Genomic DNA, 14,427 nt, shown 5'->3' with positions numbered 1-14,427 from the left:
GGTCAGGGCGCGGGCGGCGCCGTGGCCTGAGGGTCGAGGTCGGTCTCCTCGAAGACCAGCAGGGTGCGGGTGGACAGCACCTCGGGGATGGACTGGAGCCTCGTGAGGACCAGCTCCCGCAGCGTCCGGTTGTCCGGCGCGTGGACCAGCAGCAGCACGTCGAAATCGCCGCTGACCAGCGCGATGTGCGTGGCGCCCGGCAACTCCTGGAGCTGCTCGCGCACGGTGCGCCAGGAGTTCTGCACGATCTTGAGCGTGATGTACGCGGAGGCGCCCTGACCTGCCCGTTCGTGGTTGATCCGGGCGCCGAATCCCCGGATGACGCGGTCCTCGATGAGCCGGTTGATCCGCGCGTAGGCGTTGGCGCGCGAGACGTGGACGCGCTCGGCCACCGTCCGTATCGAGGCGCGGCCGTCCGTCTGGAGGATGCGCAGGATGTCGCGGTCGATCGCGTCCAGGGGCCGGGGCGGCGGCTCCTGGCCGGTCCGGCCCCAGTCCTCGGCCATTTGTTCACCCGCCATGTCCCCCACCTCTCCACTCTTGGACACGTTGTGCCCATCACAGGCTGTGCAGAACCGTTTGTCCACAGGCTGAGGGCGCCAGTAGCCAAAATGGCTCGGCAACCGAACAATCGGTAGGTGAGGCGCACCACACTCATGCGCCGCCCATGCCCGCTCCCATGAGGAGGTGCACGCGTTGAAGAAGAGCAGCACGACGGTCCAGGAGCCTCCGGGTGCCGTCGTCCACCGGTCCACCCCGCCCCCGGCGTGGCAGCCCCGCACGGACCCCGCCCCGTTGCTCCCCGACCGCGAGCCGTACCGCGTCCTGGGTACGGAAGCCGCGGCGGACGCCGACCCCGAGCTGCTGCGGCGGCTCTACGCGGAGCTGGTCCGCGGCCGTCGGTTCAACGCACAGGCCACCGCCCTCACCAAGCAGGGCCGACTCGCCGTCTACCCCTCCAGCACCGGTCAGGAGGCCTGCGAGGTCGCCGCGGCCCTGGTGCTCCAGGAGCAGGACTGGCTCTTCCCCAGCTACCGCGACACCCTCGCCGTCGTGGCGCGCGGCCTGGACCCCGTCCAGGCCCTCACGCTGCTGCGCGGCGACTGGCACACGGGATACGACCCGCGCGAGCACCGCATCGCGCCGCTCTCCACACCGCTGGCCACCCAGCTGCCGCACGCCGTCGGGCTGGCGCACGCCGCGCGCCTCAAGGGTGACGACGTGGTCGCGCTCGCCCTGGTGGGCGACGGCGGCACCAGCGAGGGCGACTTCCACGAGGCGCTGAACTTCGCCGCCGTATGGCAGGCGCCCGTGGTCTTCCTCGTGCAGAACAACGGCTTCGCCATCTCCGTCCCGCTCGCCAAGCAGACCGCGGCGCCGTCGCTGGCGCACAAGGCCGTCGGCTACGGAATGCCGGGCAGGCTGGTCGACGGGAACGACGCCCCGGCGGTGCACACGGTGCTCACCGAGGCCGTGCGGCGGGCCAGGAGCGGCGGCGGCCCGACGCTCATCGAGGCCGTGACGTACCGCATCGACGCTCATACGAACGCGGACGACGCGACGCGCTACCGCGGCGACGGCGAGGTCGAGGCGTGGCGCGCCCACGACCCCGTCCGGCTGCTTGAGCACGAGCTGACGGAGCGCGGGATGCTCGACGAGGACGGGATCAGGAAGGCCGCCGCCGACGCCGACGCGATGGCCGCGCGGCTGCGCGACCGGATGAACGCCGAGCCGGAGCTGGACCCCATGGACCTCTTCGCGCACGTCTACGCGGAGCAGACCGCGCAACTGCGCGAGCAGGCCGCGCAGTTGCGGGCCGAGCTGGACGCGTCGGCCGAGCCCGCCGACGACGACGCACCGGGACAGGGTGAGGCGCGATGACCACCGTTGCCGCCACGGCAGCCGAGACCGTCAGGGCGGCGAAGCCGGCCACGATGGCGCAGGCGTTGCAGCGCGCGATGCGTGACGCGATGGCCGAGGACCCGGCCGTGCACATCCTCGGTGAGGATGTCGGCGCGCTCGGCGGAGTCTTCCGGGTCACCGACGGACTCGCCGCCGAGTTCGGCGAGGACCGCTGTACGGATACGCCGCTGGCCGAGGCGGGGATCCTGGGCACGGCGGTCGGCATGGCGATGTACGGGCTGCGGCCCGTCGTGGAGATGCAGTTCGACGCCTTCGCCTATCCGGCGTTCGAGCAGCTGGCCAGCCATGTGGCCAAGATGCGCAACCGCACGCGCGGCGCGCTGCCGCTGCCGATCACCATCCGGGTGCCGTACGGCGGCGGGATCGGCGGCGTCGAGCACCACAGCGACTCCTCCGAGGCGTACTACATGGCGACGCCGGGCCTCCATGTCGTCACCCCGGCGACGGTCGACGACGCGTACGGGCTGCTGCGGGCCGCCATCGCCTCCGACGACCCGGTGGTCTTCCTGGAGCCCAAACGGCTGTACTGGTCGAAGGCGCAGTGGTCGCCCGAGTCGCCGGCCCCGGTGGAGCCGATCGGCCGCGCCGTCGTGCGGCGTACGGGACGGAGCGCCACGCTCGTCACGTACGGCCCCTCCCTCACCGTCTGCCTGGAGGCGGCGGAGGCGGCGCGCGCGGAGGGCTGGGAGCTGGAAGTGGTGGACCTGCGCTCGCTGGTGCCCTTCGACGACGAGACGGTCGTCGCCTCCGTACGGCGCACGGGCCGCGCGGTGGTCGTCCACGAGTCCAACGGCTTCGGCGGGCCCGGCGGGGAGATCGCGGCGCGGATCGGCGAGCGGTGCTTCCATCATCTGGAGGCGCCGGTGCTGCGGGTCGCCGGATTCGACATCCCGTATCCGCCGCCCATGCTGGAACAGCACCATCTGCCGGGTGTGGACCGGGTGCTCGACGCGGTCGCGCGGCTTCAGTGGGAGGCGGACAGCTGATGGCCCAGGTGCTCGAATTCAAACTGCCGGATCTCGGTGAGGGACTGACCGAGGCCGAGATCGTCCGCTGGCTGGTGGGGGTCGGCGACGTCGTCGCGATCGACCAGCCCGTCGTCGAGGTCGAGACGGCCAAGGCGATGGTGGAGGTGCCGTGCCCCTACGGGGGCGTGGTCACCGCGCGGTACGGCGAGGAGGGCACGGAGCTGCCGGTCGGCGCGCCGCTGCTGACGGTGGCGGTGGGGGCGGCCGGCTCGGCCGACGGGGCGGGGTCGGATTCGGGGTCGGACGAGACGTCCGGGAACGTGCTGGTCGGATACGGCACGGGCGCCCCGGCCGCCCGGAGGCGCCGGGTCCGCCCGGCGACGGCGGCACCTGTCGCGCTGGTCGATCCGGCACCGGCACCGGCGCCGACCCCCGCTCCGGATCGTTCCGGGCCCGTGCCGGTCATCTCGCCCCTGGTGCGGCGGCTGGCCCGGCAGAACGGGCTCGACCTCCGGACGCTGGTCGGAACGGGCCGGGACGGGCTGATCCTGCGGTGCGACGTCGAGCTGGCCATCGAGCGGATCGGGCGGTCCGCCCAGACACCGCCCGCGCCCGCGCCTGCCGCGCCCGTGTCCGGGGCGGTCACCGAGCGCGTACCGCTGCGCGGTGTACGGGGCGCGGTCGCCGACAAGCTCAGCCGCAGCCGGCGCGAGATCCCGGAGGCGACCTGCTGGGTCGACGCGGACGCGACGGAGCTGCTGGCGGCCAGGACCGCGGCCAACGGGGCGGGCGGACCGAAGATCTCCCTCATCGCCCTGCTGGCGCGGATCTGCACGGCCGCGCTCGCGCGGTACCCGGAGCTGAACTCCACGGTGGACACGGAGGCCAGAGAGATCGTCCGCCTCCGCGACGTCCACCTCGGGTTCGCCGCCCAGACAGAGCGCGGGCTGGTCGTTCCCGTCGTACGGGACGCGCAGAACCGCTCCGCGGAGTCGCTGAGCGCGGAGTTCGCGCGGCTGACGGAGGCGGGCAGGTCGGGGACGCTGACCCCCGGTGATCTGACTGGCGGGACGTTCACGCTGAACAACTACGGCGTGTTCGGCGTCGACGGCTCCACGCCGATCATCAACCACCCCGAGGCCGCGATGCTCGGCATCGGCCGCATCGTCCCCAAGCCGTGGGTGCACGAGGGCGAGCTGGCCGTACGCCAGGTCGTCCAGCTCTCGCTCACGTTCGACCACCGGGTGTGCGACGGCGGCACGGCGGGCGGCTTCCTCCGCTACGTGGCGGACTGCGTGGAACAACCGGCGGTGCTGCTGCGCACGTTGTAGGACCCGGATGCCCGACGGCACACCCCATGGGCGGATTCGCAGGTCGGGCTCCGCCCTGGGCCCCGTCAACATCACGGTCCGACATCGCGGTTGGCCTCGGGTGCCGGTGGCGGGTGGGCGCGGACCATACTTTAGGCATGACCGTGACCGCCCATGACGCCATCGTGCTCGCCGGAGGTGCCGCCAAGCGGCTTGGTGGGGTCGACAAGCCCGCCGTCAGCGTTGGTGGGCGGGCTCTGCTCGATCGGGTGCTCGGTGCGTGCGGGGGAGCCGGGCGGATCGTTGTCGTGGGGGGTCGGCGGCCCACCGTGCGGGCCGTGCACTGGGCGCGGGAGGAGCCGCCCGGCGGGGGGCCCGTCGCCGCGCTCGACGCGGGGGTGCGGCAGGTACGGGCGGAGACCGTGCTCGTGCTCTCCGCCGATCTGCCGTTCCTGACGCGGGAGACCACGCACCGGCTCCTGGACGTACTCGCGGCGGACGGCGGACGCGAGGGCGTGCTGCTCACCGACGCGGACGGCCGTGACCAGCCGCTGGTCGCGGCGTACCGTACGGAGCCGCTGCGCCGTGAGATCGCCCTCCTCGCCACCGAGTACGGCAGTCTCGCCGGGCTGCCGCTACGACTGCTGACGCATGAACTCGACCTCGCCCGGCTCGCCGCGGATGCCGACCCGCTCGCGTCCTTCGACTGCGACACCTGGGAAGACATCTCCGCGGCGCGGACACGCATCAGGGAGCATGGGAACGTGCTGGACGAATGGATCACCGCAGTCAAGGACGAACTCGGCTACGAGTTGGACGTCGACATCACCCTCCTCCTCGACCTGGCCCGCGACGCCGCGCACGGTGTCGCCCGGCCCGCCGCGCCGTTGACGACCTTCCTGGTCGGCTACGCGGCGGGCCGCGCCGCGGCCGGTGGCGGAGGCCCCGAGGCGGTGGCGGAGGCGGCCCGGAAGGCCACGGCGCTCGCCCTGCGCTGGGCGGACGAGGCGGACGGGACCGCCGACGGTGGCGGTAAAGCCGAGGCGGCTGACGCCGGATGACGGCCCCGGACCGTGAGGTCGACGGCGTCGAGGACGTCCTGGCGCTGTTCGCCAGGCAGCCGGACCCCGGCCCCCGCGCCGGCAGGCACCGCGCCACGCCGTGGGCCGACGCCCGTGCGATCGCAGCCCGCTCGGGCCGCACCGCGGCCACCGCCGCCGACACCAGGCGCCTCGACCAGGCACTCGGCCATGTCCTCGCCGAGCCCCTGGCCGCGCTCACCGACCTGCCCTCGTTCGACACCTCCGCCATGGACGGGTGGGCGGTCTCCGGACCCGGCCCCTGGTCCGTCCTCGACACCGGCATACTCGCCGGGCAGGCCGCCGGCACCCCGCTCGCCGACGGCACGGCCGTACGGATCGCCACCGGCGCCCGTATCCCGCCCGACACCACCGCCGTGATCCGCAGCGAGCACGCCCGCACGGACACCACCGGCCACCTCCACGCCGAACGCGCCGTGGTCCACGGCCAGGACATCCGTCCGCGCGCCCAGGAGTGCCGTTCCGGCGACCAACTCCTGCCCGCGGGCACCGTGGTGACCCCGGCGGTGCTCGGCCTGGCAGCCGCCGCCGGCTACGACGAACTGCTCACCGCCCGCCGCCCCACCGTCGACGTCCTGGTCCTCGGCGACGAACTGCTCGTGCGCGGACTACCCCGCGACGGCCTCATCCGCGACGCGCTCGGCCCGATGATCGCGCCCTGGCTGCACGCACTCGGCGCGGACGTCATCGACACCCGCCGGGTCGCCGACGACGCGCACGCCCTGTACAGGGCGGTCACCGAGTCCGAGGCCGATCTGGTCCTCACCACGGGCGGTACGGCCGCCGGTCCCGTCGACCATGTCCACCCGGTGCTCACCAGGGCCGGCGCCGAACTGCTCGTGGACGGCGTCGCCGTACGCCCCGGCCACCCCATGCTGCTGGCCGGGCTCACCCCCGGCCGTCATTTGGTGGGCCTGCCGGGCAATCCGCTCGCGGCCGTATCCGGGCTGCTGACGCTCGCCGAGCCGCTGCTGCGGGCGCTCGGCGGGCGGGCGACGCGGCCCGCGCACCACGCGCCCGTACGCGACGAGGTGCACGGCCATCCGCACGACACCCGGCTCGTTCCCTTCGTCCACCGCGACGGCCGCCTCGTGCCGCTGCACTACAACGGTCCCGCCATGCTGCGCGGGATCGCCGTCGCCGACGGCCTCGCCGTCGTGCCGCCCGGCGGCGCGCGGCCGGGGGACCCGCTGGAGGTCCTGGAGCTGCCCTGGGGTGCGAGGGCCGGTGCCACCGCATCCGTCGACGACGGGTGTTTCACGTGAAACTTCCCGGCCAGGACGCCATGGCGCGTCATGCCGACGAACACCTGGTCACCGGCCGGGTGAAGCTGCCGCGCCGGATCGTCGACCGCCCGCTGAGGCAGGTCAGCAAGCGACTGCTGATGGCGCTGGGAGTGCTGGCCACCACGGTCTTCATCGTGTGGATCGACCGCGCCGGCTACCACGACAACGCCGACGACTCCGTCGACTTCCTCGACGCCGTCTACTACGCCACCGTCACCCTCTCCACGACGGGTTACGGCGACGTCGTCCCGTACAGCGACTCGGCCCGGCTCATCAACGTCGTGCTGATCACGCCGCTGCGCGTGCTCTTTCTGATCATCCTGGTCGGCACCACTCTTGAGGTCCTCACGGAGCGCACCCGAGAGGAGTGGCGGCTGAACCGCTGGAGGTCCAACTTGCGTGACCACACCATCATCGTCGGCTTCGGCACCAAGGGCCGGTCGGCGATGCAGACCCTCTGTGCCACCGGGCTCAAGAAGGACCAGATCGTCATCGTCGACCCGAGCGCGAAGGTGATCGAGGCGGCCAACGCGGACGGATTCGTGGGCGTCATCGGCGACGCGACCCGCAGCGATGTGCTGCTGCGGGCCGAACTCCAGCGGGCGCGGCAGATCGTGATCGCCACCCAGCGCGACGACACGGCGGTCCTGGTCGCGCTGACCGCGCGGCAGCTCAACCGCGGCGCGAAGATCGTCGCCGCCGTGCGTGAAGAGGAGAACGCGCCGCTGCTGCGCCAGTCCGGTGCCGACGCCGTGATCACCAGCGCCAGCGCGGCCGGCCGGCTGCTCGGGCTCTCGGTGCTCAGCCCCGCCGCGGGCACGGTGATGGAAGACCTGATCCAGCAGGGCAGCGGCCTCGACCTCATCGAACGGCCGGTGATAAAGGCCGAGGTGGGGCAGAACGTACGGGAGACGGACGACCTGGTGGTCAGCGTCCTGCGGGGGCACCGGCTGCTGGGGTACGACGATCCGGCGGCCAGTCCGCTCCAGCTCACCGACCGGCTGATCACGATTGTGCGGGCGGATCCCAAACCGGAGCAGGACAAGTCGGATTGACCGCCGGGACCGCGGACACCCCCTGACGTCCGCACCGACAAAGCCTCCTACGGGCGCGAGCCCTTGTCGGTACTGCGGACGGGACCGGGGGGTAGCCTCCCGACCATGTATGCGATCACGATCCCGGAACCCGGTGGCCCCGAGGCGCTCGTCTGGGCCGAAGTGCCCGATCCCGTACCCGCCGAGGGCGAAGTCCTCGTCGATGTCGTGGCGAGCGCGGTCAACCGCGCCGATCTGCTGCAACGCCAGGGCTTCTACGATCCGCCGCCCGGCTCGTCCCCGTACCCCGGTCTGGAGTGCTCGGGCCGCGTCGCCGCGCTCGGCCCCGGCACCGAGGCCTCGGGCTGGTCGGTCGGCGACGAGGTGTGCGCCCTGCTCTCGGGAGGCGGTTACGCGGAGAAGGTCGCCGTCCCCGTGGGCCAGCTGCTGCCCGTACCCGACGGCCTGGACCTGGCGACGGCCGCCGTGCTTCCCGAAGTGACCTGCACCGTCTGGTCGAACGTCTTCATGATCGCCCATCTGCGCCCCGGCGAGACGCTGTTGGCGCACGGCGGCGCGAGCGGCATCGGCACGATGGCGATCCAGCTCGCCAAGTCGGTCGGCGCACGGGTCGCCGTCACGGCGGGCGGGCCCGAGAAGCTGGCGCGCTGCGCCGAGTTGGGCGCGGACATCCTGATCGACTACCGCGAGCAGGACTTCGTCGACGAGCTGAAGAAGGCGACGGACGGAGCGGGCGCGGACGTCATCCTGGACATCGTCGGCGCGAAGTACCTCGACCGGAATGTGAAGGCCCTGGCCGTCAACGGGCGGCTCGCCGTGATCGGTCTCCAGGGCGGGGTGAAGGGCGAACTCAACCTGGCCGCCCTCCTCGGCAAGCGCGCCGCGGTCACGGCGACCTCGCTGCGCGGGCGTCCCCTCGGTGAGAAGGCGTCGATCGTCGCCGCCGTACGGGAGCATGTCTGGCCGCTGATCGGCGCCGGGCAGGTACGGCCCATCGTGGACCGTACCGTCCCGATGCCGGACGCGGCGCAGGCGCATCGCGCGCTGGAGGCCGGCGAACACATCGGCAAGATCCTGCTGTCGCGCCCGTAAGACCCCTGAACGTGTTCCGGTCGGTCTCCGCGAGCCCGCCCGCGAAGACCGACCGGACTCGGGACCTAACCGGCGAGGTCGCTCTTGTAGAAGACGCTCGCCTCGAACTGGTCAGGACTGGTCGCGACCTTGGCGGAGAAGCCGAAGGAGAGCCGCGGGCCGCTCGACGACCGCCAGATCGCCATCCCCTGGGGTTCGCGGCCGGGCAGTGAGTTCCCCGCTTCCGTCGGGAACACGTGCTCGTACGATCCGCCGGTCTTGTTCATGTCGATACGGACCAGATACGAGGGCTTGGCCGGGTCCGTGGGCTTCGCGGGCGGACCGCCGTAGCTGAGGTAGGCGTACTGGCCGTAAGAGGTCACGCCCTGGAAGTGGTCCGCGTCGGTGAGACGGAGCTGGGCGTTGGTCGGCAGGGCGCGCTGGGTGAGGATACGGGTGGAGGGGGTGAAACCCGCGCGCTTGACCTCGTCGAGGTCGAACAGCGCGAGGCGCCACGGAGTCGTCGTCCCCATGTACCGCAGGAGCAACCGGTTCGTGTAGGGATCGATCGACGGCCTTGGACAGTCCACGAAATCGGAGAGACCGATCGGGAACTCCCGCACCCTGCCCTGGTGATTGAAGTAGTCGATGAGGCCGTCGTCGACATACTTGAAGCGGGCGATCTTGTGGCTGTTGGGCTCCGTGCCGGGGCTCAGGCTCTGCCAGTCGCCGGCGATCCACACATACGGCGCTCCGGGGGTGTCCGGCTCGATCCCCATCGACGAGCCGTGGTCGAACGAGTGGAGCGCCATGGCTCCCAGCACATTGCCCGACAGATCGGTCCTGGTCATCCAGAGGTCGCCGGTCTTGCTTCCGGGCTTGGTCTGCACGAAGTAGATGTGCCCGTGGACATGGTCGTAGGCGAAGGACTGCATCGCCCAGTAAGGCTGGTGAAGCGTGCGCCGCAGGACGGGATCACCGCCGGCCCCGTCGAGTACGAAGTGCTGCGACGCGGGAACGACCGCGTTCGCCGTCGGGGCCGAGAGCAAGGAAAAGCCGCCGCTTGCTGCTGCGGCGGCTATTCCTGTGCCGGTTCTGAGGAGCGTGCGACGACTTATGGAATTCGCTTCTCCGTTGTGACTTCTGCCGTTGTGACGTGTGCCGTTGGGACTTCTTCCGCTCAAGTGCGTCACCTTTTCGGCCGGTTGGTCGCTCTGGCTGATCGCAGATCGCTGATCGTGATCAACCTAGCAATCGGACCGGTAAGCGTCGATAAGGTGAAGTCAGGGCGAGATATGCGTACTTCGCTTATCTAGAGATACGGCCCCGACCGGATCGCGCCGTGACCGCCCGGCTCCTCGCCGTCCTCGCCCTCGTGCGACGCACCCGGCGGCAGCGCCCGTCGCATCTGCTCCAACTGCGCCCGCGCCGCCATCTGCTGGGCGAACAGCGCCGTCTGGATCCCGTGGAACAGGCCCTCCAGCCAGCCCACCAACTGGGCCTGCGCGATGCGCAGTTCGGCCTCGGAGGGGATGGCCTCGTCGGTGAAGGGGAGCGACAGCCGCTCCAACTCGTCGACGAGTTCGGGGGCGAGCCCGTCCTCAAGCTCCTTCACCGAACCGGCGTGGATCTCCTTGAGCCGTACCCTGCTCGCCTCGTCCAGAGGAGCCGCCCGCACTTCTTCGAGCAGCTGCTTGATCATGCTGCCGATACGCATGACCTTCGCCGGCTGTTCGACCATCTCCGTCACCGGGATCTCGCGCGACTCGTCGTCCTCGTGGCCGCCGCCGAGCGCCATCCCGTCCTGTCCCACCACGAGGACATGGGGGTTGCTCTCCTGTGACCGTTCGTTCCTCGGCATTTCCATACGGCCATTCTCTCGCACCTGGGTGCGAAGCGCGGTGAGCCCCCGTAGGAGATCCGCCCACGGGGGCCCACCGCTCGATCAGACCGCGTCAGATCGCCGCCCGGCGCGCCAGCGCGCCTCGCGAGCGGGTGACCAGGGCGGCCAGCACCGCGGCGCCGAGCGGGACGACGAGGAGCAGCAGGCCCAGCGTCTCCCACGGGATGACCACGGGCACGAACGGTGCCGTGGCATCCGGTCCGCCGCCCCATCCCTCGTCCAGCATCCGCGTGTACATCCGGTCCTCCGCGCGGCGTTCGGTGAAGCGCAGCCCGATGGCGGGCAGGATCCCCGACGCCGAGCCGAGCACGACACCCATCGCGGCCACCACCCCGCACTGGAAACCGCTCAGGGCCTTGCGGACCCGCGGCGGCGCCCCGACGGCGGCCAGTGTCTTGAGGTCGGGCTCGGCGTCCGCCTGGGCGAGACCCGTGGCGATACCGGCGGCACCGATGGTGATCAGCCCCGCGAAGACGGCGAGTGCCAGCAGCGTGGTGCTGTTCTCCGGCGTGAAGCCCTTCTCGATGGTCAGCATGGAGTCGCTGCCCGTCTTGGCCAGCTCGCCGTTGAGCTTCTGCTCCTGTGTGTCGCTCGGCAGCCGCTCGGTCGAGAAGAAGGAGCCGTACGGGACGGTTGTGAAGCCCGCCTTCTCGGCCACGTCCGGAGGCACGATCATCGTGACGCCGTACGCGTTCGGGCTGCCGGAGATCTGGTGGGCGGGGATCGACTTGACGGTGCCCGGCGGCTCCCGGCCCTCCATGTTCGCCGCTTCCAACTTGTCCATGTCGGCCGCGGAGGTGAGGCGGATGTCGATCGTGCCGTTCACGCCGCCCTTGGGAGCCACCACCTCCAGGGGAGGCAGTGTGTCCTCGGGCGCCACCGCGCCGCCACGCGCGCCGCCCTTGCCGTCCGCCGAACCTTTTCCGTTCCCGACTTCGGTGTTGATGTTCCTCTTGGCGAAGGACACGGCCTGCCCGTTGGCCAGCGCCTCGCTCGCGTCCGGGTTGTCGATCTTCAGGACCCTGAGCAGCTTCTCGTCACCGACCAGGATCTCGCCGCCCATGCTGCCGAGGCCGTCGTTGTCGTAGGAACAGCGCCAGTCCTTGGCGAGCTTGCGCTTCTCCGCCTTGGACAACTTCTCCGTGGGGTCCTCGTCCGTGCCGTCGGACGCCCACAGCGGGCACTCGTACGCGGTGGGCCGGACGATCTCGTACTGTCCGCAGTCGTCGCCGCCCCCGTAGGCCGAACAGCTCTTCTTGCCGACCACGACCCGGTCCACATCCGCCCGCACGTCCGTCGGAAGCAGCTTCTGCACGTTGTCCCGCATCGACGGGACATCCGCGGCGGACTCCGGGGACAGGATCGCGACCGTGCCGTACGGCACGCTCGCCTCGTACCGGGCCTCGGCCTGGGCGTCCGAGCTGGCCGTGTACGTCGCGACGGCCACCGTGCCCGCGACCGCCGCCAGCACCGCCGCCACCGCCGGAGCCGTACGGCCCCTGTTGCGTACGGCGTCCCGCAGCGCGAGCCGCGGTGAGAGCGGCAGCCAGCGGCCGATCCGGCCGAAGAGGCCCACCAGCGCGGGGGTCAGCGCGACCACACCCAGCTCGGCGAGCGCGCTGCCGCCGCCGACGAGCATGGCCTGGTCGGACATCGTCGAGCCGTACAGCGCGATGCCCGCGCCGAGCACGACGGCGGTCAGGCCCACGACCGGCAGCGCTCTGTTGGACTTGCGGATGCCGCGGCGGCCGGTGAGCGAGGCGACGACGGTCTGCCGGGACGCGGTCACCGCGGGCACGATCGCGGCCAGCAGGCCGGTGACGACCGCGAGCAGCGCGATCCCGATCAGCTCCAGCGGCCGGATGTCGAAGCCCCCGAAGCGCTTGCCGAGGACGTCCTCCAGCAGCGGCTGGAACGCGAAGGTCAGGCCGACGCCGAGCACCGTACCGACCACCGCCGCGACCACGCCGATCACCAGTCCGCCGCTGAGGACGATGGCCCGGATGTGGTTGCGGTCGCCGCCGTTGGCGCCGACCAGGCCGAGCTGGCGGCGGGAGCGGCGGGCGCCGACGGCGAACGCGGGGCCTGCCAGCAGGCAGATCTCCAGCATCACGAGGCCGACGACGGTGCTGAGGATGGCGAGCTGGGTGGCGTTGCCGGAACTGCCGACGTTCTCGGACATGCCCTCCACGTCGTACAGCGGCACGTCCGATGCGGCCGGCGGGTCGAGTACGACCGCCCGTGAGATGACGATGACGCCCTTGGTGTTGGTCGCCTTGACCATGTTCCACGTGAAACCGGCGTCGCCGGGCACATCGGTCAGATAGGTGCTGGACGCCCCGGTGCCGGGCAGCTCCGCGGCGGCGAGCGCCTTGTCGAGCGGGCCCAGCAGGGCGCCGGGAAGCGCGTTGACCTGGGCACTGTCCAGGTCGTCCGGCAGCTCGTACGCGCCGACGATCCGGTACGTGGTGTCGAGTCCGCGCGCCGTCAGTTTCGAACCGACATGGAGACCGCTGCTCTCCAGGAAGCTGTTGGTCGCGGCGACCTCGTCGGGCTCGCGCGGGAACCGGCCGCGGTCGAGGGTCATGATGCCCTCGGCCATCGGGTCCGCCGCCTTGAGCTCCCGGATCGAGGTGTTCAGCAGGCCGTGGGTGGTCTTGAGCTTGGCCATGCCTTCCGAGTCGATGAGGGACTTCGCGTCGGCCGGGATGACCGCCGTGATGTCCGTGTCGCCCTCGGGCCACGGTTTGTCGTCGTAGTCCCCGACCGGCGTGTAGTTCTCCCCCTTGGGGTTCTGCATGATCGGGGCGCCGCCGAGACTCGGATCGTCGATGCGGGCGTCGGCGCGCCCCAGATCGCGGTCGAGCGACTGGGCGGCGGAGAGGTCGGCGCTGCGTATCGTCAGATCGGCGGCGCTCACACCGAGAATCGGCAGAGCGAGCATCGCGAGGACGAGGAAACTGCGTCCCTTGAAGCGCCAGGCGTCACGGCGGGCTATCCGGATCGCGGCGCGCCAGGAGTGGTACCAGTTCTTCACCGTTCGGCCGCCTGGCCCGTGAGGAGCGAGTCGGCCTGGCTGCGGATCGTCTGGTCGACGACGGCGCCGTCCCGGAGGAAGACCACGCGGTCGGCCCAGGCCGCGAAGCGCGGCTCGTGCGTGACCAGGACACCGGCCGCGCCCGCGTCGCAGCGGCTGCGGAGCAGGGCGAGCACGGACTCGCCGGTCTCGGAGTCGAGGGCGCCGGTGGGCTCGTCGGCGAGGACGAGGCGGCGGTCGCCGACGAGCGCGCGGGCGATGGCCACGCGCTGCTGCTGGCCGCCCGACATCTCGTCCGGGAAGCGGTCGGCGAGGGGCTGGAGGTCCATCTCGCTCAGGGCGGCGACGGCCTCGGCGCGGGCCTTGCGGGCGGATGTGCCGTCGAGTTCGCGGGGGAGGGCGACATTCTCGGCGGCGGTGAGGGCCGGGATGAGGTTGTAGTCCTGGAAGACGTAGCCGATGCTGCGGCGGCGCAGCGCGGCGATCTGCTTGCGACCCGCGGTGGTGAGGTCGGTGTTCTCGACGATGACCTGGCCGGAGGTCGGGGTGTCGAGGCCGCCGGCGATGGTGAGCAGCGTGGACTTGCCGGAGCCGGACGGGCCCATGACGGCGACGAGTTCGCCGGGGTAGACGTCGAGGTTGATCCCGCGCAGGGCGTGGACCTCGGTGGCGCCACTGCCGTGGACGCGGGTCAGGTCCTTGAGTTGGAGCACGGGATGAGGTGCCTGGTCAGGCATGGGTGGTCCCCCCTTGAGAGCGGATCTTGTGCGTAGA

Annotated in this window: 12 protein-coding genes; 7 read left to right on the top strand and 5 right to left on the bottom strand. The window is 71.5% G+C overall.

Going from position 1 to position 14,427, the window contains the following annotated elements; genetic code table 11:
- Positions 1-2: 2 nt before the first annotated feature.
- Positions 3-521 (bottom strand): Lrp/AsnC family transcriptional regulator, encoded by a 519-nt coding sequence (locus tag ACIBLA_RS17960; RefSeq protein WP_363240574.1) that lies wholly within the window; start codon positions 519-521, stop codon positions 3-5.
- Between the two features lie 175 nt (positions 522-696).
- On the opposite strand from ACIBLA_RS17960, the gene pdhA reads away from it, so the two are divergent.
- From pdhA to ACIBLA_RS17925, 7 genes are all read left to right on the top strand, one after another.
- Positions 697-1,881, top strand: a complete 1,185-nt coding sequence (pdhA, locus tag ACIBLA_RS17955) for a pyruvate dehydrogenase (acetyl-transferring) E1 component subunit alpha (RefSeq protein WP_399199109.1) — start codon at positions 697-699, stop codon at positions 1,879-1,881.
- Complete coding sequence (locus ACIBLA_RS17950; RefSeq protein WP_399199108.1) at positions 1,878-2,909, top strand: alpha-ketoacid dehydrogenase subunit beta; 1,032 nt, start codon at positions 1,878-1,880, stop codon at positions 2,907-2,909. The genes pdhA and ACIBLA_RS17950 overlap by 4 nt, the downstream gene beginning before the upstream one ends.
- Positions 2,909-4,222, top strand: coding sequence for a dihydrolipoamide acetyltransferase family protein (locus ACIBLA_RS17945; RefSeq protein ID WP_363240571.1), 1,314 nt, complete (start codon positions 2,909-2,911; stop codon positions 4,220-4,222). The genes ACIBLA_RS17950 and ACIBLA_RS17945 overlap by 1 nt, the downstream gene beginning before the upstream one ends.
- A gap of 143 nt (positions 4,223-4,365) precedes the next feature.
- On the top strand, positions 4,366-5,262 hold the full coding sequence (locus tag ACIBLA_RS17940; RefSeq protein WP_363240674.1) for a DUF6457 domain-containing protein: 897 nt from the start codon (positions 4,366-4,368) through the stop codon (positions 5,260-5,262).
- Positions 5,259-6,566 (top strand): molybdopterin molybdotransferase MoeA, encoded by a 1,308-nt coding sequence (locus ACIBLA_RS17935; RefSeq protein ID WP_399199107.1) that lies wholly within the window; start codon positions 5,259-5,261, stop codon positions 6,564-6,566. Before ACIBLA_RS17940 ends, ACIBLA_RS17935 begins: the two co-directional genes overlap by 4 nt.
- Positions 6,567-6,586: 20 nt before the next feature.
- Positions 6,587-7,642, top strand: a complete 1,056-nt coding sequence (locus ACIBLA_RS17930) for a potassium channel family protein (RefSeq protein WP_363240673.1) — start codon at positions 6,587-6,589, stop codon at positions 7,640-7,642.
- A 105-nt stretch (positions 7,643-7,747) separates the two neighbouring features.
- Positions 7,748-8,734 (top strand): NAD(P)H-quinone oxidoreductase, encoded by a 987-nt coding sequence (locus tag ACIBLA_RS17925; protein ID WP_363240569.1) that lies wholly within the window; start codon positions 7,748-7,750, stop codon positions 8,732-8,734.
- Positions 8,735-8,799: 65 nt separating this feature from the next.
- Here the strand turns inward: ACIBLA_RS17925 and ACIBLA_RS17920 are convergent, their stop codons facing one another.
- From ACIBLA_RS17920 to ACIBLA_RS17905, 4 genes are all read right to left on the bottom strand, one after another.
- Positions 8,800-9,762 (bottom strand): hypothetical protein, encoded by a 963-nt coding sequence (locus ACIBLA_RS17920; protein WP_399199106.1) that lies wholly within the window; start codon positions 9,760-9,762, stop codon positions 8,800-8,802.
- Positions 9,763-10,025: 263 nt separating this feature from the next.
- Positions 10,026-10,580 (bottom strand): bacterial proteasome activator family protein, encoded by a 555-nt coding sequence (locus tag ACIBLA_RS17915; RefSeq protein ID WP_363240567.1) that lies wholly within the window; start codon positions 10,578-10,580, stop codon positions 10,026-10,028.
- An 88-nt stretch (positions 10,581-10,668) separates the two neighbouring features.
- A complete protein-coding gene (locus ACIBLA_RS17910) occupies positions 10,669-13,653 on the bottom strand; it encodes an ABC transporter permease (RefSeq protein ID WP_363240566.1) in 2,985 nt (994 codons plus the stop codon).
- Positions 13,650-14,390 carry an ABC transporter ATP-binding protein gene (locus tag ACIBLA_RS17905; RefSeq protein WP_363240565.1) on the bottom strand — a complete coding sequence of 247 codons (741 nt, stop codon included), beginning with the start codon at positions 14,388-14,390 and terminating at the stop codon, positions 13,650-13,652. Before ACIBLA_RS17905 ends, ACIBLA_RS17910 begins: the two co-directional genes overlap by 4 nt.
- Positions 14,391-14,427: the final 37 nt, after the last annotated feature.

The organism is Streptomyces sp. NPDC050433 (genome assembly GCF_044458565.1).
Taxonomy (GTDB): domain Bacteria; phylum Actinomycetota; class Actinomycetes; order Streptomycetales; family Streptomycetaceae; genus Streptomyces.
This window is presented reverse-complemented; position numbering and strand designations above follow the sequence as displayed.